The organism is Ferrimonas gelatinilytica, from assembly GCF_039544205.1.
In the GTDB taxonomy this organism is placed as follows: domain Bacteria; phylum Pseudomonadota; class Gammaproteobacteria; order Enterobacterales; family Shewanellaceae; genus Ferrimonas; species Ferrimonas gelatinilytica.
Genome location: NZ_BAABLF010000005.1, coordinates 384,521 through 405,800, shown reverse-complemented (window position 1 = coordinate 405,800; position 21,280 = coordinate 384,521). Strand labels below are relative to the sequence as shown.

General features: G+C 61.0%; 15 protein-coding genes and 1 riboswitch. Of the genes, 5 read left to right on the top strand and 10 right to left on the bottom strand.

The window, feature by feature from the left end; genetic code table 11:
* Positions 1–151: 151 nt before the first annotated feature.
* Complete coding sequence (gene pdxH, locus ABD997_RS04165; protein ID WP_345315755.1) at positions 152–790, top strand: pyridoxamine 5'-phosphate oxidase; 639 nt, start codon at positions 152–154, stop codon at positions 788–790.
* 24 nt (positions 791–814) lie between these two features.
* Here pdxH and ABD997_RS04160 read toward each other — a convergent pair whose 3' ends face one another.
* A complete protein-coding gene (locus ABD997_RS04160) occupies positions 815–1,198 on the bottom strand; it encodes a GNAT family N-acetyltransferase (RefSeq protein ID WP_345315754.1) in 384 nt (127 codons plus the stop codon).
* A 148-nt stretch (positions 1,199–1,346) separates the two neighbouring features.
* Here ABD997_RS04160 and ABD997_RS04155 point away from each other — a divergent pair, with 148 nt between their 5' ends.
* A complete protein-coding gene (locus ABD997_RS04155; protein ID WP_345315753.1) occupies positions 1,347–3,506 on the top strand; it encodes a diguanylate cyclase in 2,160 nt (719 codons plus the stop codon).
* A gap of 88 nt (positions 3,507–3,594) precedes the next feature.
* Positions 3,595–4,236, top strand: a complete 642-nt coding sequence (gene can / locus ABD997_RS04150; RefSeq protein WP_345315752.1) for a carbonate dehydratase — start codon at positions 3,595–3,597, stop codon at positions 4,234–4,236.
* A gap of 605 nt (positions 4,237–4,841) precedes the next feature.
* Here can and ABD997_RS04145 read toward each other — a convergent pair.
* Entirely contained in the window at positions 4,842–5,021 is a 180-nt protein-coding gene (locus ABD997_RS04145; RefSeq protein WP_345315751.1) for a hypothetical protein, read from the bottom strand.
* A 71-nt stretch (positions 5,022–5,092) separates the two neighbouring features.
* Positions 5,093–6,853, bottom strand: coding sequence for a M61 family metallopeptidase (locus tag ABD997_RS04140; RefSeq protein ID WP_345315750.1), 1,761 nt, complete (start codon positions 6,851–6,853; stop codon positions 5,093–5,095).
* Between the two features lie 172 nt (positions 6,854–7,025).
* Here ABD997_RS04140 and hinT point away from each other — a divergent pair, with 172 nt between their 5' ends.
* Positions 7,026–7,379 (top strand): purine nucleoside phosphoramidase, encoded by a 354-nt coding sequence (gene hinT / locus ABD997_RS04135; protein ID WP_345315749.1) that lies wholly within the window; start codon positions 7,026–7,028, stop codon positions 7,377–7,379.
* Between the two features lie 133 nt (positions 7,380–7,512).
* Here the strand turns inward: hinT and ABD997_RS04130 are convergent, their stop codons facing one another.
* From ABD997_RS04130 to fdhF, 5 genes are all read right to left on the bottom strand, one after another.
* On the bottom strand, positions 7,513–8,658 hold the full coding sequence (locus ABD997_RS04130) for a M14 family metallopeptidase (RefSeq protein ID WP_345315748.1): 1,146 nt from the start codon (positions 8,656–8,658) through the stop codon (positions 7,513–7,515).
* An 18-nt stretch (positions 8,659–8,676) separates the two neighbouring features.
* The gene (locus ABD997_RS04125) at positions 8,677–9,885 is read right to left on the bottom strand and encodes a PLP-dependent decarboxylase (RefSeq protein ID WP_345315747.1); all 1,209 of its coding nucleotides are present in this window, start codon (positions 9,883–9,885) and stop codon (positions 8,677–8,679) included.
* Complete coding sequence (locus tag ABD997_RS04120) at positions 9,885–10,655, bottom strand: 2,3,4,5-tetrahydropyridine-2,6-dicarboxylate N-succinyltransferase (RefSeq protein ID WP_345315746.1); 771 nt, start codon at positions 10,653–10,655, stop codon at positions 9,885–9,887. The genes ABD997_RS04125 and ABD997_RS04120 overlap by 1 nt, the downstream gene beginning before the upstream one ends.
* Positions 10,656–10,752: 97 nt before the next feature.
* Positions 10,753–12,147 carry a lysine-sensitive aspartokinase 3 gene (gene lysC, locus ABD997_RS04115; RefSeq protein WP_345315745.1) on the bottom strand — a complete coding sequence of 465 codons (1,395 nt, stop codon included), beginning with the start codon at positions 12,145–12,147 and terminating at the stop codon, positions 10,753–10,755.
* A 97-nt stretch (positions 12,148–12,244) separates the two neighbouring features.
* A riboswitch (Lysine riboswitch) is annotated at positions 12,245–12,416 on the bottom strand.
* A gap of 187 nt (positions 12,417–12,603) precedes the next feature.
* Positions 12,604–16,728 (bottom strand): formate dehydrogenase subunit alpha, encoded by a 4,125-nt coding sequence (gene fdhF / locus ABD997_RS04110; RefSeq protein ID WP_345315744.1) that lies wholly within the window; start codon positions 16,726–16,728, stop codon positions 12,604–12,606.
* A gap of 222 nt (positions 16,729–16,950) precedes the next feature.
* Here fdhF and ABD997_RS04105 point away from each other — a divergent pair, with 222 nt between their 5' ends.
* Positions 16,951–17,661, top strand: a complete 711-nt coding sequence (locus tag ABD997_RS04105; RefSeq protein ID WP_345315743.1) for a rhomboid family intramembrane serine protease — start codon at positions 16,951–16,953, stop codon at positions 17,659–17,661.
* A gap of 85 nt (positions 17,662–17,746) precedes the next feature.
* Here ABD997_RS04105 and fusA read toward each other — a convergent pair whose 3' ends face one another.
* Positions 17,747–19,837: an elongation factor G gene (gene fusA, locus ABD997_RS04100; protein WP_345315742.1), complete on the bottom strand. Its 2,091-nt coding sequence runs from the start codon at positions 19,835–19,837 to the stop codon at positions 17,747–17,749.
* Between the two features lie 298 nt (positions 19,838–20,135).
* Entirely contained in the window at positions 20,136–21,170 is a 1,035-nt protein-coding gene (locus tag ABD997_RS04095; RefSeq protein WP_345315741.1) for a Vgb family protein, read from the bottom strand.
* Between the last annotated feature and the right edge of the window lie 110 nt (positions 21,171–21,280).

The following is a 21,280-nucleotide window of genomic DNA, read 5'->3' as shown; positions in this document are numbered from 1 at the left end:
GGGCTTCCCTGTGCTTCCTACTGTTCCGGTCGTGTTGGCGCCGATCTCAACCAGGGCGTCGCCGGCTATTGAACGGTTTCGTCCACCCAACCCGTGGGGTGGGGCCGCTGATAAGGTAAACTATGACACCCCTGATTTAAGGAGAGTTTTTGTGCGAGATTTGACTGATATTCGACGAGAATACCTGCGCGGTGGCCTGCACAGCAAAGATCTGCCTGAGAGCCCGATGGAGCTGTTTGAGCGCTGGATTGAACAGGCGAAAGAGGCTGGATTGAAGGATCCCACCGCCTTCTCCCTGGCGACCGTAGACAGCGATGGGCAGCCGTTTCAGCGTATCGTACTGTTAAAGCAGGTCGATGAGCGGGGCTTTGTTTTTTATACCAATCTGGGCAGTCGCAAGGCCGAGCAGATCGCCCACAACCAGAAAGTCAGCATGCTGTTTCCCTGGCAGGATCTGGAACGTCAGGTTGCCATCACCGGTCGTGCCACCCGTCTTTCGACCAGTGAAGTACTCAAATATTTTGCCTCTCGCCCGAGAGATAGCCAACTGGGGGCCTGGGCCTCTCCCCAGAGCCATAAGCTCTCGGCCCGCAGCGTGCTGGAGTCGAGCTTCATGAAGATGAAGGAGAAGTTTGCCAATGGTGAGGTGCCTCTGCCGGATTTCTGGGGGGGCTATCGTATCGAACCGAACAGTTTGGAGTTCTGGCAGGGCGGTGCCCGGCGGCTGCATGACCGCTTTCTCTACCAGCGAACCGGCAAGGGATGGCGTCACGACCGCCTTGCCCCCTAAGACGCTGAGGCGCGCGAAGGGGGATTACTTTAGGCGCCGACACCATTGATGCGTGCAGTGGGACATGGGTTGCCAGCCCAGAGCACGATAGAAGGCTTGGCTGTCCGGCGCCGGTGATAGCCGAACCGTGCGGGCACCCAACCAGTGCAGATAGTGCTGGGCGCGCATCAACAGGGCCCGACCCAAGCCGCAACGGCGATAGGGAAGCGCGACACAGAGCGCAACGATACGGGCATCGACGCGGCTGATGCATACAAAGCCGATCAAGTTGCGTCCGTTAACAATGACATAGGTACGGCCACGGCTGGCAATATAAGGGTGCAGGGGTTCTTGGCCGCACACCCCTTGCTGTGGCCATAACGCCAGGATGGCGGGGAGATCACGCATAGTGGCTTGACGCAGCTGCATCGGAGTTCCTCCCTCGATCCCAGTAGGTTTAGGTGAGCGGCGATTGAGGGTCAACAGATCGAGGGCCGCGACTTAAGGGTTCACTCCTGTTGTCATAGTGTTAAAGTGTTGAGCAGTGTAACGAATTCTTTAAGACAGGATGTCACTGATGATGCCCGGAAAGATGACCGTGAGGCCGGTGCTGCAGCGAGCCGCCTTTGCCTCGACGCTGGGCGCGGTAGGCTTCTTTCTTAACCTTTACCCCATCCCGTTGTTCGCAAACCTCCAGTTGATACTGGGTAACATGGTGATTCTGCTTTGCGCCAGCCGGTTGGGGCTGCCCTGGGTACTATGGACGGCGGCTCTGGCGGTGACGGGTCTCCACTTAACCTGGGACGTCAGCATCGCCTACCTGATTTTCGGTTTGGAGGCGGTGTGCCTCGCCCTGCTGCGCAAACGAGGTTGGTATCTGCTTTACGCCGATATCGTTTACTGGATTTTTTTCGGGATGCCGATCACCGCCATCGCCATCTTTCAATGGGTCGATCTGCCTCAGGAGTACGGCTGGTTCACCATCTGGAAGCAGGGGTTTAATGGGGTGCTTTACAGCGCCTTTGCCAGTCTGCTGTTGATGGGGATCCCCAAAGGCTGGCTCAAAAGGATCCGGCAGCAGCCAGTCCTGGTGCGTACCTTCCGGCAGAAACAGGTTCACGCTATGGTTGCCCTGCTCAGTGTAACCCTGATGGTGATGCTCCTGGCCCACAATCGTCAACTGATGGCGACGCAGAAAGTAATGCACTACGCCCAGTTGAGTGCCGTCGGCAAAGGGGCTGCCCGACAGTTGGAAGATTATCTTGAACGTCACAAGGGGGCCCTGATGCTGGCGGGCCGCTGGTTTTCCCATTCTGGCGAGGATGCGCAGGCTGATCTGGCTGCCCTGCATCGCTCCTACCCGGGATTTGCCAGCCTGTTTATCACCGACTCCGAGGGGCAGGTGCTTGGTGCGTCTCCGCCGAGACGGCTTGCGGCCTATCGCAGCATAAATGTCTCTGCTTGGCCCGACTTCAAGGCAGTGATGGCGACCTCTAAGCCTTATCTTTCCGACGTGATACGAGATCGGGTTTTTGGCCGAGCGCCCATCGTCACTGTCAGTGCACCCAGGTTCAGCGAAGCGGGCGAGGTTGTGGGGACAGTTGAAGGGGCACTGGATCTGTCGGCGTTAAACCAGCAATTGGCGCAACAACTGCCCTTCGAATGGGTGTTGCAGGATAAGACCGGTCGGATCGTCGTAGCCTCCGCTTCGTTGGGCCTTGCCCCTTTAAGTCGACCTGGCTGGTCTACCTTGCGCCCGGTCGAACTCGGTGACCCCTCCTTGATCCGGCTCGAGAGTGCGTTTGGCACCTTCACCGATTATCTGCGCCATCAACGGGAACTGGAGAGCGGCTGGACTCTGAACCTGGTGGTGCCCTATCTGCCGCTGGTAAAACAGGCGGAATCGCAATTTGGCGTGGGTACGGCGGTGATGGTGGTTGCCTTACTGCTTGCGGTGGCGCTCGCTGCCCACCAAAGCCGCTACCTGACCCTTCCCCTGGAGGTTCTGGCGAAAGATGTTGAGCAGCCGGAGGCGGAGCGCCGTCCCCTGCGTCGACTGCCTCAGGGGTCAGCCCGGGAGATCTTGCAGCTGCAGAAGCAGATGGCGATACACCGGTCAGCGCTTTGGGCACACCAGGATGAGCTGGAAGCCCAAGTGATGGCGCGCACCGAGGAGCTGGCGGAAGCCAATCGAAAACTGGCCATCCTGGCCAGCCGCGACGGGTTGACTGGAGCCTATAACCGGCGCTACTTCGTGGAAAACTTCGAGTCGATCCGACAGTGGTGTATCAGAGGCGATCACGCCCTGCTGATGGTGATGCTGGATATCGACCATTTTAAGCAGGTTAATGACACCTACGGCCACTTGGTGGGCGACGAATGCCTGCAACGTCTGGTGGCCCTGATGCAGGCTCAGTTTGGCCGACACAATGACCTTCTGTCCCGCTTCGGCGGCGAAGAGTTTGTGTTGCTGCTGCCGGGGCTGGGGGAGCGGGACGCCCGAAACTTGCTGGCGACGCTGGTCAGCACGGTCGCGGAGCAACCGATGGCGACAACCTCGACCGGGCAGCCGTTGACGATCACCGTTAGCCTTGGGGCCGTGTTGGCACCGGCCTCCTTCAGTCCCACCCTGGCAGACTGGTTATCTGAAGCGGACCGCTGTCTCTACAGGGCCAAGCAAGAGGGACGCAACAGGATGATATTCAAGAGCCTTACTCCTTCTTTGACGAGAAGTTGAGCGAACGGTCTTACGGTCAAGCAGGGACAATCACCGCCAGGGGCAAAGCTGGGGTACACTCTGCGAACCCCTGTAGTAAGAGACTGACATGTCAAAAATCGATCAACTGTTTGAGCGTAACCGGGCCTGGGCGCAAGAGATCACTAAACAGAATCCGGCGTTTTTCTCAGAGTTGGCCCTGCAGCAGACGCCGGAGTTTCTCTGGATCGGTTGCTCTGACAGCCGGGTTCCGGCCAATCAAATTGTTGATCTGGCCCCCGGGGAGGTGTTCGTCCACCGCAATATTGCCAATGTGGTGGTGCACTCGGATCTCAATGCGCTGTCGGTGATCCAGTACGCGGTTGAGCACCTTAAGGTGCGTCATATCATGGTGGTGGGCCACTACGGCTGTGGTGGGGTGAAAGCGGCGCTGGATAACCTGCCGATTGGCTTGGCGGGGAACTGGGTTCGGCATGTCAGGGATGTCTACGACGCTCATCGAACGGCACTGGAAACCTTGCCGGAACCCGTGCGATTTCGCCGTCTTTGTGAGCTTAACGTTATTGCCCAGGTGATCAACACCTGTCAGACCACCACGGTGCGGGATGCCTGGAGCCGTTCCCAACCGCTGACGGTCCATGGCTGGATCTACGATGTGGCTGATGGCCTGCTCAAGGATCTGAAGATGCGTATCGATGCGGATACCCCGCTGGCCAACACCGCGAACCGGGCGATCTTAAGCCTGGATTGAGCGTCCAACATCATCGTAGTTGCGCCTGCTTTCGCCAGTGTGGTTGGGGCCCCGCCTGGTTATTCTGCTCAGGTGGCAACCTATCGGGGTCGAAAGAAGCGTTAAGCGCTTTCCCGTGTCCGGATCCCACCGTACAAGCGCCACTTCCAGTCCTGGGCGCGCAGCCAGTCAAGGGCTGCGACGAGATCCCCATACTGAAACGAAACGTAATGTGGCGAAGTCCATAGGCTGCCGGATGACTGGCGCGTTGGCACGCATCGGGAAAGATGAAACGCTCGATTTGGCTGCCATCCTGCCCGTCCAGGTCGATGTTATGGGCGTTACGATGCGGCTAAGGCTGCTTGGTCAGGATGGTGAGGACCAGGCTCTTGTTTGTAGAAGGTGGCTGATCGGGCTTGGTCGCAGCGGGTAATGGTGGCGTGATGGACCCCTTGTATCAGTTTGATTCTTTCCGTTAGGGGTGATGCGTGGCCATTCCCATGTTCATGATGACAGGGTGAAGTTTTTCAAATGTCGTTAAGCCCAGAATGAACAAAGGCCAATCCCGAGGGGTTGGCCTTGCTGGTTAGAGGGTGTGTCACGGGTTGCGGAGCACGGGCCAACGCTCAGGCCTGTTTGCGGTGTGACAGCTCTTCCTCTTTGACATGGCGGGAGAGCTCATCGGCGAAGACGGCGTGCAGCTCCTCTTCGGCGTCCCTTAACCGTTCGCGCAGTTCTGCGATGGAGTCCGCATCATTGAAGTGCTTGTGCAACAAGCTGGCCAACTCGGAGTGATGTGTTGCCATATTACTACCTCCCGGACCCCTGACGATATTACTGCTTCTCTGCCGGTTAACGACTGGAGTCTCTGATTTCATCATAACCACAGGCGACTTCCTTCCCTGTTGTGCACGTGGATAGCCACAGTATCCTTCGCAGGTTCGCTAAGCGCAAGTTTCCCCGTCAATAATTCGTCACGGCGGAACCAGTGGGCGGTAAGCTCTTGACCCGGGCCGTAGCGCTCAATAAAGGCATCGGGGTTGCTTCCCACCTGCAGCCCATCGAGGGCGATCAGGTTATCGCCGGCAGCCAGTCCCGCCCTGTGTGCTGGGCCGCCCTCGGCGACGCTGATGATGGTCACGCCCTGCGGTGCAGCCTTGTAACGTGCACCCAACGTCGTGCCATGGGTGGTATCACGGACACCGCCCTTGTCGTTTTGCCCTGCGGCCGCGCGCAGGGTGAGGGTCACCCCGATCTGTTCGAGTCGTTCCGCCAGTGGCAGATCCTCGGTGTTGTCCAGGTAGGCGAACAGGTCGGAGACATCGCGGCCGAGCAGTTCGGCAACGATCCTCTGGTGGCTCTGATCGTCGGTACCGATCCCGGCCTCACCATACTCTTGCCAGAGGCGCTGCATGACGCAATCGAGGCTGTGGCGCCCCTGGGTTTCTATACGCAAAGTCAGGTCCAGCAGCAGGGCAAACATCGCCCCTTTGGTGTAGTAGCTGACGATGGCGTTTTGGGCATTCTCATCCTGTTTGTAGAACTTGGTCCAGGCGTTGAAACTGGAGTCTCTCAGGGTCTGCTTAAAACGCCCGCGCCCCCTGGTGACCCGGGTCATCCCCTCGCTGAGCATGGTCAGGTAGGTGGCTTCATCCACACAGCCCGCTCGGTAAACAAAATAGTCATCGTAGTAGGAGGTGATCCCCTCGTACGCCCAAAGCTGGCGGGTGTAGCTTTCCTCCTGCAACTGGTAGGGAAGGAACGCCGCGGGCTTGATCCTTTTGACGTTCCAGTTATGGAAATACTCGTGGCTGCAGAGTGACAGGAAGGTTCGATAGCCGTCGCTCATCTGTGGCTCGGTGACGGAGGGCAGATCACCGCGGCCACAGACCAGCGCCGTGGAGGCGCGGTGCTCCAGGCCACCAAACCCCTCGCCGACCACCTGAGTCATGAAGAGGTAGCGTTCGAAAGGCGCTTTGCCACCGAAAAGGGCGATTTGGGCTTCGCAGATCTTCTTGAGGTCGGCGCAGATCCGGTCGGTGTCCGCCAGGTGCCGACCGGTAAGAACGAGATCATGGGGCACACCGGCGGCTTCGAATCGGGCCAGGGTGAAGGTACCCATCTCCACCGGGTGGTCGATCAACTCGTCGTAGTTATGGGCACGGTAGCGGCCAAAGCCGTAGCGTTGTGCCCCCGCTTCGGTCATCGCCGTGGCGACGCGCCAGTCCTTGTAAGCCGCCCCTTCCGGCGCCAAAATGTCGACACTAACCGGCTGCTGCTCCTGTCCCTCAACGGCGAGGAAGGTGCTGCTGCCGTTGAAGAAGCCATGGGTTTGATCCAGGTGGGCGCCTCGAACGGAGAGATCCCAGGCATAGACCTGGTAGTTCAACTCCAGCACACCGTCATGATCCTGGGCTTGCCAGGTTTGCTTGTCCAACTGGGTCAGGGCAACCGGGTTGCCGGCCCCATCCCGGGCGTGCAGTCCGATGAGGTGGCGGGCAAAGTCACGCACCATATAGCTGCCCGGGAGCCAGGCGGGAAGGCTGAAGCGTTGCCCCTGTTGCGCCTGTGGTACGCGCAGGGAGACGGCGAAGAGGTGGGCCAGGGGGTCCTGGGGCTGGATCTGGTAGTGGATCATCCGTAAAGCACTCTGTGACGGGTTAGGGTTACCGATTGTAGAGGCAGTGTTACCCTATTGTCAGCCACGCAGCCGCCAGTGAATCCGTTTGCCCCAAACGGTTTTTTCTTAACGCTCAAACACTCGTATACTGGTCACCACCCCCTCAGGCCCAACGAAACCGGAGTTGCCGATGGCTGAAGAAACCTTGTTTAGCAAGATCATCCGCAAGGAGATCCCCGCCGATATCGTCTACCAGGATGAACTGGTGACCGCCTTCAATGACATCAATCCCCGTGCGCCCCATCATGTACTTATCGTGCCCAACATGGTGATCGCCACCGTCAACGACGTCACCGAAGCGGATGAAGCCGCCCTGGGACGCATGATCACCGTGGCGGCCACCTTAGCCAAGCAGCGGGGGATCGACGAGGATGGCTACCGCCTCATCATCAACTGCAATCGCCACGGCGGCCAGGAGGTGTACCACATCCATATGCATCTGCTCGGCGGCAAGCCCCTGGGACCCATGCTCAGCGTCTCCTGAAGGCGTGTGGTTCAGTGTTGAGGGGCGACATCCGTTTGGTTGTCGCCCCTTTTTCGTGATGGCGTCACTATGTAGGCTCCGCACCCGCTACTGCCACGGGGTTCGCGGGTTCTGGCCATCGGCTCACAGCTGTTCAAAGCGGGAAGGTGTTGGTCAGCACCTTGTACAGTTCGGTGCCCTGCTGGACGCTGGCGGAGGCAAAGTGCAGTACCGGAATGGCGTCACAGGGCAGGGAGAGGGTCTCGCTCAGGGGGTGATCGTGCTGCTCAGACTCCGATGCACCTAGTCGGTCAAAATGCCACAGGCGAGCAAGGGGGGCGCCCGCTGCCAGTGGCTGCTCAGGCTTCGCCAGGTACTCTACCTGACCACCGCGGGGGCTGTAATAGGCACGGTAATCTACCAGTTCACAGGCATGAAGCGGGACGGGTTCTATTTGCCACTGAGGAAGCGACCACAGCGGGCCCCAGGGGGCGCTTTGGTGGCTGTGCTGCAGGTAGTTGAGGATCCCCAATGCATCCCGTTTGGCGGCCGTGAGATCCAGTTGCTCCTGTGAACCCAGCTCCAGGGTAAAGCCGTCCACCCAAACGGGCACCTGTCGACCCAGTGCGGCAAAGGCTTCGGACAGCTGCCACCAGGGACTGAAGGTGGCCTCATCCAGGGCGCCGCCAAACTCGCTGCCCATCAGAATATTGAGGGGAATATTGAAGGCGCGGGCCCGCTCCCGGGCATACTTCGGGACATAGAGGTGGCGACCGGAGACCGGGCCGGTGTGAAGATCTAGGACAATATCGGCGTCCAGGCTCAACTGCTGGAGCCGCAGCGCCAGGTGTTGTCCCACCGGCAGCCCCCAGGGATCCTCGAGTCGATGGCGTAACTGGGCCTTGAGCTTGTCGCGGAAGGCGGCTTTAATCCGGTCCTCGTCACTGTCGATCTCTGTTGCAACGAAATCGGCGATGTCGTCACCGCAAAAATGGTACTGCCGGTTCCAGTTGTTGCCGGTGACGGGATCGAAGCGACCCAGGGTGAACTCCCCGTTTTTGTGGTTGATCCCCAGCGGGTTGGCCAGTGGCACCAGGGTGATACGGCCTGCGGGTGGGTGGAGCGAGAGTGCCTCCAGCAGGTGATGGATCACCGCGTTGCCCTGGACCTCCGCACCGTGGAGGTTGGCCTGGATGTAGACACTGGGGCCGGGCACCCCGGCATCGACGGTGATCACCGGGATAGTCAGCTCAACGCCGGTGGGGTGTTGGGCCACCGCAAGCTGGCGGGTCTGGATCATGGTGTTTCCTTCTCGCGTTTAAGCTAAGTAGTGTTGGGCCGCTTTGGCAGGGCGCAGAACCTGGTACTCCCCGTTGCTCAGGGTGATCTCCGCCGGCAGCGTGTGACAGAGAAAGTAGGGCATGCTCTCGGTAAAACCGTAGGCGCCGGCCTGACCAAAGCAGAGCCAATGGCCGGGTTGCAGGCCGGCAGGCAACTGGACATCCCCCAGGTTATCCAGCCCGGTGCAGAGCGCGCCGCGGATCTGATAGGGCTGCATTGGGCCCTGAGTGGTGTCCAGGGCGGCGACCGGGAAGGGTTGTCCGGTAAGGGCGGGACGCAGGGCGTGTTGACTTCCCCCTTCGATCACAGCGAAACGCACTCCCTGGTTCTCTTTGATGTCCGCCACCGGGCTCAGGTAGTAGCCGTAGGGTCCGACCGCGTAACGACCTAGCTCTAGCCAGCACTGGCCCAACCGGTATTGCCGTTTCAGGGTGGTAAGAGCCTCCACCACCCGCGTCCAGTCGAGGGTCTCTGATTCGCCGTGGTAGGGGATCCCAAGGCCGCCACCGAGATCCACCACCGGAGCCTCCAGCTGCCAGCGATCCAGCAGTCTGGCGAGGCGGGGCAGGGCGGCCTGCCAGTGGGCGATCAGGGTGTCGGCATCGAGGATATTGCCCCACTGGAAGCAGTGCACCCCCAGCAGTGTCATGGAGGGGGGCAAGGTGGTGCACTCCGGGTCCCACTGCTCTGGAGTGAGGCCAAACGGGGTAGCATCGCTGCCCCCAAGGACATTGATCTTGCCATCGTCCTGCTTAGGCCAGGAGAGCTGTACCCGAAACAGCACCTCGACCTGGATCCCCGTTTGTTCGCACAGGGTGGCCAGATCCGTCAGCTGCCGATGACTCTCCAGGACAAAGATCCGCACTCCCCGTTCGAGGAAGTGACGCAGCATTGCCGGGGTCTTGACCGGACCGGTGTTGAGAATGCGTGATGGGCAGACCCCCTGGGCCAACACTTGGTCCAGTTCACCGGGACTGGCGACATCGAAGCCAAATCCCGCTTCTGCCAAGGTCTGGATCACCGCAGATAACGGGTTGGCTTTGACTGCGTACCACAGGCGGGCCGGCCCAGCCTGAAGCTCGCCCAGGTGCGCCGCAAGTCCGTCGAGGTCGTAGGCGTAGAACGAGCTGCCGAGTGCGTCCGTCGCGCGCCGCAGCAATGCGTGGGGGAGAGTGGTTGGCGTCATCAGCGCAGCGCCTCTTCCAGCACCAGGGCGGCGTCGGAGCCGGCGTCGCGGTACTTGATGATCACCGGGCACTGGACACTAAGTCCCATCTGGCGGCCCCATCCGCTGCTGGCGGGACGGCTGCCGGGGACCACGACGGCGTTCTCCGGGATGGGCGCGCCCCTCTCCAGCTGGCATTCATTGATCAGGTCGTAGACTGGTACCGAGGCGGAGAGCTGAACACCCGGGGCCAGTACGGCACCGCGCTTGACGATCACCCCCTCCACCAGCACACAACCGGCCCCAATAAAGGCGTGATCTTCCACGATCACCGGCGCCATCCCCACGGGTTCAAGCACACCGCCGATCTGTACGCCGGCGGAAAGGTGCACCTGCTTGCCGATCTGGGCACAGGACCCGACCAGGGCGTGGGAGTCCACCATGGTGCCGCTGTCGATAAAGGCGCCGATGTTGATGTAGGCCGGGGGCATGATCACCACCCCGGCCGCCACGTGGGCCCCGCGGCGTACCGCCGAGCCGCCGGGGACCTGGCGTACCTGGTCGCGGGGATGGAAGCGGCGTGGTGCCAGGTTGTGTTTATCGACGGCCCCGGGAAAGTCGGCGTCAAAGCTGATCATCTCGCCGGCGGGAAAAGCGGAGAGGATCCCGGCTTTGACTTCGGTGTTGGCGTGCCATTGACCCTGTTCATCCTGGTAGGCGGCGCGCAGGGTACCCGCTTCCAATTGATTCAGCAGTTGCTCCCAGGCCGGGAGAGAAAGGGCTTCGGACATGAGGGAATCCTTATCGTTTTAATTTTTTTGTTGGGTTCTGGCTTGGGATTTAAGCGTCGACTGCGGGCGCCGAAACGCCCTGGACTGTCGCGCGGCCTCAGGCCGGCTGGCTTAAAAACCGGTCGTGTACCCGGCGAACCACCTGGTCCGCCGCCGCTTCATCGACCAAAAAACAGAGATTGTGGGGGCTGGCGCCCTGGCAGATCATCCGGACCGGATCCGGTACCACGGTGGCGAAGGTATGCTCACTGACTGCACCGCTGCGGTGGACATCGTTGCCGATCACCGCGACCAGGGCGAGATTGCGCTCCACCTCCACCCGAGCCAGCTGGCCCAGCTCCGCCAAGACCTCGTCAGTGAGCAGGGCGTGGCCGTTGGCACTGCTGCCCGCTTCGTCCAGGGTCAGGGCAATGCTGACCTCTGAGGTGGTGACCAGGTCTACGCTGATGGCGTGGCGCGCCAGGATGGCGAATACCTCGGCGAGAAAACCGGTGGCGTGCAGCATGTTCATGCTGTGCACCGTCACCAGTGTCTGCTGACGACGCAGGGCCACCGCCCGCACCAGCGGCCGCTCCTCGGTGCTGGCCAGGATCCGGGTGCCCCCCAGCGCCGGTTCTCGGCTGGAACCCACAAACACGGCGATGTCGTTGGCCACTGCCGGGATCAGGGTGGCGGGATGGAGCACCTTGGCCCCGAAGGTGGCCAGCTCCGCCGCCTCGGCAAAGCTGATCTCGCGGATGGCTCGTGCACCGTCACAGAGACGGGGATCGGTGCTGAAGATCCCCGGGACATCGGTCCAGATCTCAACCTCCTGGGCACCGATGCCGGCAGCCAGGAGGGCGGCGCTGTAGTCGGAACCGCCCCGGCCCAGGGTGGTGGTGTAACCGTTACCGTCGGCACCGACGAAGCCCTGGGTAACGATCACCTGTTGGCTCAGGCGGGGCAGCAGGGCACCCTGGCAGAGGGCGCGGATGCTCTCCTGTTGGGGGATCGCCTTACCGTGTTGACTGTCGGTGCGCATCACCTGGCGCACATCGAAGCAGGCGGCACCGCCATGTTGGCTCAGTTCACGGTTGAGGATGCGGCTAAACAGCAGGGAGGAGAAGCGCTCTCCGAAGGCAAGGATCTGATCCCGCCACGCCGCGAGGTCACTGCTTTGCGGACCCATCTCGGCCAGGGTGGTCAACTCATCGATCCAGCACTGGATCTGGGTGGCGATCTCCGGCTCGTTGAGCGGTCGACAGATCCCCATCTGGATCCGACGTATGGTGTCCAGTTGCGCTTGCCGCTCGGCGGCATCGGGTTGGTTACCCAGTGCCACCAGGGCGTTGGTAACGCCGGCGCTGGCACTGACCACCACCAGGCGAACCTGGGGACGGGAGGCAACGAGCTTTGCGCAGCGCTGCATGGCCGCGTAATCCACCACGCTGGTGCCACCGAACTTGGCAACGGACAGGGCAGCATGGTGATGCTGGAAATGAGGTTGTGACATGGGCCTCTCTCGAACTTAGAAATCCTATTTAAGTTCGGAAAGCCTGGTTTTTGCGGCGAGCAGGGGCGCATCTAGGCGGCGCCACTTGGGTAACGCAAAGACCAGAAGCTCTCCACCAAAGGTGACAGTTGCGAGGATTCAGCCTCAACAACCGGCGGCGGGTCTGGCCAAATCGACCCTCTGCCTCGGCATCAATCCCCCTCAACTGTCATCATCGGTGTTTGGTCACCTCGAACAGCCTACCTGGTTGACGCTCCTCTTCTGGTCCCTTGGTGGTCGCATCTGCAGCGAGCCACGGATAGGGAACTGCCGCATTCAATCACGGTGTTAACTGAGTGTCAAATATGCAGTGAGCCGTGAGTGGATCGCCATGCTGTCCCGAAGGGCACCGATGAAAAAGGGGTCACCGGAAGTGACCCCTTTGTTGCTGTCGTGTTGGTGGTGAATGCGGCGCGGTCAGGCCACCTCCAGCCGTGCCGCGGCGACCTTGAACTCCGGGATCTTCGCATAGGGATCGAGCGCCGCATGGGTCAGCACATTGGCCGGCGACTCGGTAAAGTGGAACGGCAGGAACAGCATCCCCTTGGGCACCTGTTTGCTGAGCCGCGCCGGCAGGGTCAAGGCGCCGCGTCGCGTGGTCACGGTGACCTGGGTGTCGTTGCGGATCCCCAGGGCCTCGCCATCTTCGATGGAAACCATCACCTGGGGGGGGGCCATCTGGTCCAGCCCTTGGGTCTTTCGGGTCAGGGTGCCGGTGTGGAACTGGGCCAACTGCCGCCCGGTACTGAGGATCAGCGGGTAGGCCTCGCAGGGGGCCTCCGCCGACAGGCGATGGGGCACGGCGGCGAACTGGGCCTTCTGGCGTCGGATGAACTGCGCCTGGTGGAGGATCGGCGTACCCGGGTGCTGCTCCGAGGGGCAGGGCCACTGCAACTCTCCCGCTGCGGCCCGCGCCCAGGTGATGCCCCGGTAGCTGGGGGTTACCTGGCAGATCTCGGCGGTAATGTCGCTGGGGGCGCGGTAATCCCAATCTGCGCCCATCGCCTGGGCCACCTTCTGAATGATGGCCCAGTCCGGCAGGGCCTCGCCTGGCGGTTTGAGGGCGGGATTGAGGCGCTGAACCCGGCGTTCAGTGTTGGTAAAGTGGCCACTTTTCTCCGCGAAGGCCGCCGCCGGCAGAACGATATCCGCCAACTGCGCGGTTTCGGTCAGGAAGAGATCCTGGACCACCAGGCAATCCAACTTGGCGAGGGCTGAGAGCACATGCTGCTGATCGGGGTCCGACAGCACCGGGTTCTCCCCCATGATGTAGAGTCCCTTGAGCGCGCCGCTGCCCATAGCGTCGATCATCTCGGTCAGCTTCAGGCCCGGCTGTGTCGGCAGGCTCTGTTGCCAAAACGCCTCGAACCGCTCGAGGTTATCGGCTTCGCCAATCTTCTGGTACCCGGGCAGGTAGTTGGGCAGGGCACCCATGTCACAGGCCCCCTGAACGTTACTCTGGCCCCGCAGCGGGTTGATGCCGCCACCGGTGACGCCGATGTTACCGCACAGAAGTTGCAGGTTGGCCAGGGAGCGCACGTTATTGGTGCCGTTGCTGTGCTGGGTGATCCCCATGGCGTAGTAGACCGCGGTGCGGCCGCTGGTGCCGATAAGGCGAGCCAGTTGGGCGATCTTCTCTGCCGGGACCCCGGTGAGGGTGGCGGCATTGTCGAGGCCGTACTCCTCCCGCATCACCTCAGACTTGAGCCCGTCGAACCCCTGGGTTCGTGCAGCGATATACGCCTCATCCTGCCAGTTGTTGACCAGGATCTGCTGCATCACCGCATTGATCAGCATGACGTCGGTGCCACTGCGCTGATTGACCACCAGTTCCGCATGCTCTGCCATGTCGATGCGACGGGGGTCCACCACCACCAAACGGATCTTGCCCTGCTTCACCGCCTGCTTGATGCGGGAGGCAATGATGGGATGGGCATTGCTGGTGTCGCTGCCGATCAGCACGATGAGATCCGCCTGGTCCAGAGTGGCCAGGTCGTTGGTCATGGCGCCGCTGCCGATGGCTGGCTCCAGGCCAGTGACCGTGGTGGCGTGGCAGAGGCGGGCACAGTGATCCACATTGTTGCTGCCAAGTAGGGTGCGGACAAACTTCTGGAACAGGAAGTTCTCCTCGTTGGTGGTCTTGGCAGAGGAGAGTCCGGCCAGGGCGTTGCCGCCGTGCTTCGCCTTGATGGCGCCGAGGCGTTCGGCCAGGGTAACCAGCGCCTCCTCCCAGGAAACCGGCACCAGTTGTCCCGCCTTGCGGACCAGGGGCTGGGTAAGGCGCTCGGGGGAGTGAAGGAAGTCGAAGCCGAATCGTCCCTTTACGCAGAGCATTCCCTGGTTGACCGGGGAGGCCTCGTTGCCGGTGATCTTCACAACACGGTTCTTTACCTCGTCGACATGCAGGGTCAGGCCACAACCGACGCCGCAATAGGTACAGAGGGTATCGACGGTTTTCAGCGCTGGCCGCGCCCCGTACTGATTGAGGGTTTTCTCGGTCAGGGCGCCAACCGGGCAGGCCTGGACACAGAGTCCGCACTGGACACAGGCGGAGTTGGCCATCAGGGTGCCGTCGCCGATCCGGACCGGCTGCTGACACTCCCCGTCGGCAAAGTTCAGGACGTTGTGAACCCCCTGGTTCTGGCAGGCCTCCACGCAGGCACCACAGCGGATGCAGCGGTTGGGATCGAAGCGGATGAAGGGGCTGCTATCATCCACCGGCCGTTGCGGTGACCAACGCTTATCGAGATCCGCATCCTTGATCCGGTACAGGCTCGCGGCGTCACGCAGGCCGCATGCCTGGCTTTTCTGGCAGCCGCAGGCGAGACAGCGTGCGGCTTCGGCGATGGCGTCATCGACGCTAAAACCCAGCTCCACCTCGCTGAAACGGCTGGTCCGCTCGCCGATAGCCTGTTCTGGCATGATGCTTCGAGGCGCCGGAGTAACCCCCTCGAAGCAGCGCACCTCAACCTCGGCCAGAGTTTTGGCTTTGCGGGCGTTATAGCCGGGCTGACGGGGCTGGAATTCGCCCTGTCTGAAGTAGTCCAGCATCGCCTCGGCGCAGCGCCGGCCATCCCCGATCGCCTCGACGGCGGTGGCGGGACCCAGACGGAAGTCGCCGATGGCAAACAGACCATCCTCCCCGAGCCGGAAGGTGTCGGGGCAGGCGTCGGCGGTGCGCCAGCGGGTCAGGGGCAGGCTACCCTCGGGGACGAAGTCGATCTGTGTCTGTTGGCTGACGGCGGCGATCACCGTATCGAACGCGTGCCACTGCACCTCGCCAGTGGGTTCCGGACGGCGGCGCCCTGAGGCGTCCTCAGGCCCCAGTTGAAGGGTCTCAAATCCCACCTGGGCGATGCGTCCGTCATCATCGGCGCGGTTTTCTACCGGGTTGGCGAGGAAAAGGAAGTTCACCCCCTCCACCTCGGCCTCATGGATCTCGTAATCCTCCGCCGGCATCTCTGCCTTGGTGCGGCGATAGACCAGGGTGACCTCCGCCCCCTGGCGCAGCGCAGTGCGGGCACAATCGATGGCGGTATTGCCGCCGCCGATCACCGCCACCCGCTTGCCCAGCGCCGTGGGTTGGCCGGCATTGGCGGCACGCAGGTAATCCACCCCGAGCAGCATCCCGTCCAGTTCGCTGCCCGGGTAGTCGAGTGCTACCGCTTTCTGGGCCCCGACCGCCAGGCAGACCGCGTCGTATTGTTGACTCAGCTGCGCCAGTTCCAGATCCCGCCCCAGCTTTAAACCGGTGTGGATCTGCATGCCGGCCCGGCACATCAGGGCGATCTCCTTGGCCAGTATCGCCTTAGGAAGACGGTACTCCGGGATCCCATAGCGCAACCAGCCGCCGGGTTCGTCGGCGGCCTCGAAGATATCCACCGCGACGCCTGCATGGCTCAGGAAGTAACCGGCGGACAAGCCGGCGGGGCCGGCACCGATGATTGCTACGCGCTTGCCGGTTGAGGGCGCGATGGGCGCCAGAACCGGCGTTTCCTGTGCCAGGTCACAATCCGCCGCGTGACGTTTGAGCTGGCGTATGGCCAGCGGCTCATCCACCAGGGAGCGGCGGCAATCACGTTCACAGAAGGCAGGGCAGACGCGGCCGATGGAGAGAGACATCGGCAGGGTCTGCTTGATCACCGCATTGGCTTGCACCGGCTCGCCGGCGGCAATGTGATGCAGGTAACTCTGAACGTCCACTTCGGCGGGACAGGCGGTCTGGCAGGGGGCGTCGCAATCTGCGGTATGGTCTTTGAGGATCCGTTTCAGCGCCGCCTGGCGATGGGCGGTGATGGCATCGGATTCGGAGACGATCACCAGTTCCCGGTTCACCCGCACCTCACAGCTGCGTTGCAGCTGACCATCGACCTCGACCACACAGAGATCGCAGGCGGTCTTAGGCCCGTTACTATTGTGTTGGCAGAGGGCGGGAACCTGTACGCCCTGGATTTTCAACCAGTCCAGCAGGCGGACGCCGTGCTCGACATCGTGGGTTTGGTGATCCAGTGTGAGGGTATACGCGGAGGGGCTTGAGGTCATGGGCGAGGATCGAAAGTTGATTCACAAATTGTCACAGATGATATCGCTTTGGTGGGCACGGCGTGGAGATCCCTCTCAGGCCTGTGAGCCTTGTCTCGTTTTAAGGGCTGAATGGCTCTTATCCCGGGGGCGTCACAAGGATGCAGGGAGGTGGTGGGTGATACACCACGCGCTCAATGGATCAATGCGCTGCGGCGGCAGTGCGTGGGGGGAGGCGTACCGATGAGAGTGGCGCACCACCTCACCCAGTTTAAGCAAAGCCTGTTGATTGCCACTGCCTTTACCCTGGTGCTCTGGGGGATATGGCTCTGGGAGCAGCTGTTTGGTCTTTATTTGGGTCATTACGGTGTGCTGCCCCGCCATACCGCTGGTCTGCTGGGGATCCTGACTGCACCGCTGATCCACGGGGATGCGGCGCACCTGGCGGCCAACAGCACCGGTTTGCTTATCTTGGGCACTGCGCTGCTTTACGGTTACCCCCGCTGCCGGTTCAAAGTGATCGCCCTGATCTGGCTGGTCTCAGGTGCTGGGGTCTGGCTGGTGGGGCGGATGAGCTTTCACTTTGGCGCCAGTGGCCTGACCCATGGGATCTTCTTCTTTCTGTTGGTGGCGAGCCTGCTGCGAAGGGATCCGCGCTCCCTCGCCCTGATGATGGCGGCATTTTTCATGTTCGGAGGGATGATCTACGGCATATTGCCAAGGTACGAAGGGATCTCCTTCGAAACACACCTGTTTGGCGCCGTGGGAGGCGTTCTCGGCGCGTTGTGGTTTTGGCGTGATGACCCCCTGCCAAGGCGTAAGCACTATGACTGGGAATATGACCCGCCGGCCGATCCGGTTGAGGAGGATTGCATTGGCGAATTGTGGCGGCAGGCTGATGGGCCGGAGCGGCCGTTGGAGAAGCAGGAAAGAGGGGATCGAGAATCGCAGTGAGCCTTTAGCCAGGTTGTTGTCGTTATCCGGGTAATAAAAAACCCCGCCAGATGGCGGGGTTTATCAAAGGGTCAACGGCCAGGAATTACTTCTTAGCGTTTTTCTCTTTGGCTTCGGCGATAACTGCTTCGGCAACGTTCTGCGGGCACTGGGCGTAGTGGCTGAACTCCATGGAGAACTGGCCACGGCCGGAGGTGATGGTACGCAGGTGACCGATGTAGCCAAACATCTCGGACAGCGGTACGTCTGCCTTGATGCGAACGCCGGTAACGCCCGCTTCTTGGTCCTTGATCATGCCGCGACGACGGTTCAGGTCACCGATAACGTCACCCACGTGATCTTCCGGAGTGAAGACGTCCACCTTCATGATCGGCTCCAGCAGCTGCGGGCCGGCCTTAGGCATGGACTGACGGAAGGCGCCTTTGGCGGCGATTTCGAACGCGATGGCGGAGGAGTCAACGGCGTGGAAGCCACCGTCGAACAGCTCAACTTCAACGTCCAGAACCGGGAAGCCAGCCAGCGGACCGGTTTCCATCATGCCCTTGAAGCCTTTCTCAATGGCAGGCCAGAACTCTTTCGGCACGTTACCGCCCACAACGGTGGAGGTGAACTTGAAGCCGGAGCCCTGCTCGCCAGGCTTGATGCGGTAGTCGATCTTACCGAACTGACCGGAACCACCAGACTGCTTCTTGTGGGTGTAGCTGTCTTCAACCGGAGTGGTGATGGTTTCGCGGTAGGCCACCTGCGGCTGACCCACTACCATCTCTACGCCGTAGGTACGCTTGAGGATGTCTACTTTGATGTCCAGGTGCAGTTCGCCCATGCCCTTCAGGATGGTTTGACCGGACTCTTCGTCGGTTTCAACCTGGAAGGAGGGATCTTCGGCAACCATCTTACCGATGGCGATACCCATCTTCTCGACGGAACCTTTGTCCTTCGGCTCAACGGCGATGGAGATCACCGGCTCCGGGAAGATCATCGGCTCCAGGGTGCACTCATGCTTAGGATCACACAGGGTGTGACCGGTCTGCACGTTCTTCATGCCCACAACCGCGATGATGTCACCGGCTTGTGCGCGGGTGATCTCGGTACGGTCGTTAGCGTGCATCTCTACCATGCGGCCGATACGCTCGGTCTTGCCGGTGGCGGAGTTCAGGATGGTGTCACCCTTGTTCAATACACCGGAGTAGATGCGGATGAAGGTCAGGGCGCCGAAACGGTCGTCCATGATCTTAAACGCCAGGGCGCGCAGCGGCTCTTCGGCAGATACGGTAGCCACCTCACCAGTCGCTTCACCGGTTTCAGGATCGGTCAGATCCTGCGGCGGTACGTCGGTCGGGGAGGGCAGGTAGTCAACAACGGCGTCGAGAACCAGCTGGATACCTTTGTTCTTGAACGCGGAACCACAGTAGGTCGGGAAGAACATCAGGTCGCGGGTACCTTGACGGATGCAGCGCTTGATCTCGTCCATGGACGGCTCAGTGCCCTCTTCCAGGTACTCCATCAGCAGATCTTCGTCGGCTTCCAGCGCGGTTTCGATCAGCTCTTCGCGGTAAGCGGCAGCGTCGTCAACCAGTTCGGCCGGGATATCAACCACTTCGTAGTTCTCCGGCAGGCCGGAGTCATCCCAGATGTAAGCTTTCTGAGACAGAACGTCGACTACGCCTTTGAAGTCGTCTTCGATGCCGATCGGCAGGGTCATCACCAGCGGGCGGGCACCCAGTACGTTCTTCACCTGGTCAACGACGCGGTAGAAGTCTGCACCCATACGGTCCAGCTTGTTCACGAAGATCAGACGAGCTACTTCGGATTCGTTCGCGTAGCGCCAGTTGGTTTCGGACTGGGGCTCAACGCCACCGGAACCACAGAATACGCCAACACCACCATCCAGTACCTTCAGGGAGCGGTAAACTTCAACGGTGAAGTCAACGTGCCCAGGGGTGTCGATGATGTTCAGACGGTGATCGTTCCAGAAACAGGTAGTGGCAGCAGACTGAATGGTAATACCACGCTCAGCTTCCTGCTCCATGAAGTCGGTGGTGGCGGCGCCATCGTGTACTTCACCGGTCTTGTGGATCTTACCGGTCAGCTTCAGGATACGCTCGGTGGAGGTGGTTTTACCGGCATCTACGTGTGCGAAGATACCAATGTTACGGTACTTGGATAAGTCAGCCATTTTTCACTCTATAAAAAATCAGCGCCAAAATTCCGCGCAAGTATACAAGATTTTTGTCCCATTGTTATGGGCAATCTGAAGTTTACTGGCAGCAACCGATGAATTTGTCCCGGATTGCCTCTCCAGTATGGGCGCAAAGCCCCATATTTTGCGGTTTTCTCCGCAGGATTGCCCACGTGCCTTGACCCATTAGTGATGCTTTTTTCGCCTAAAAATGGGAAAATAATCCGGAAAAATAGCCTTTTACTCCCTTAAAACCGCCCAGAGTGCTTTATGGCTGAAACCTGCGGCTGTGGGCTCACTCGCTCGGGTGCAGATTGGATGCTGGGGCTGAGCTGGGCAGCGTGACCCGGGCCAGGTAGCCGGTGTCGACCCCAAACCAGAGGTTTTGGCCGTGGTGGATCATGTAGCGTACCGCACCGCCGCTGGGGACACCGAGACGGTAGACGATGCGAGTCTCGGCCGTATCAAAGGCCACCAGGACGTTGGGCTTTTCACCGGTCAGTGCGACCCAGACCCAGCCAAGGTGGTCCAAAGCGGTACCGTAGGGGAGGCTGTGGGGCTGGGGCGAGAGGGGAAACTCGGTCACCTTTCGCCGGGCGGGTTGGTAGCGTCCCAAGGTGCTGCGGCCATAGTCGGCGTACCAGATATCCCCCCTGGGGTCGATCTCCAACCGGCGGGGGCGGGCGTCCACGTGGGGCAGAGGGATCTCCGTGACCTCGAAGCTCTCCGGCCTGATCTTCGCCAGCTTATGGGTTCCCAGCAACACCACCCAGACGGTGCCCTCCCTGTCTCGCTTTATACCGTAGGGACGGGCCTGGGGGGTTGGCATCGGGTAGACGGTGACCTTGCCACTGTCCGTCTCCAGAAGGCCCACGACATTACTCCACTGCGCGGTAAACCAGATCTGATTAGGCTCGCCAAAGATAAGAGTGTGGGGATCCGTCACGCCCGCAGGCAGGGGGTATTGCCGGATCTGGCCCGACGCGGGGTCCAGGGCCCCGATATGCGCATTCTGGTTTCCCGCATACCAGACGGTCCCGGCCTCGTCGATGATCAGGTTGTGGGGGTGAGTACCCTCGGGCAGCTCGAAGCGGGTAAAGGCTTCGGTATGCGGGTCGAACCGGCCCAGGTAGTTGCCGGCCTGGCCACAAAACCAGACCTTGCCATCCGGCGCGACAGCCGGGTCTCGCGGACGGCCTCCCCAGGGGACCCGCCATTCGGACAGGGCAGGTTCCTCGCTGGGGTTGGCCTGCGCCGAACCGGAAGGCAGCAGACACAGGGTGAGCAGCAGGGTCAGGAGTGTGAAAAAGGGGGTGTGCCGCGGTGTCATTGCCTCTCCTTGTGCCAAGGGACTGAGATTGCCTCCTACTGGCTTAGCACCCGTGCGCCCGAATTGGGAATTTTTTTCTCGACAGGGCATACCACAGGGGCAGAGGTAAA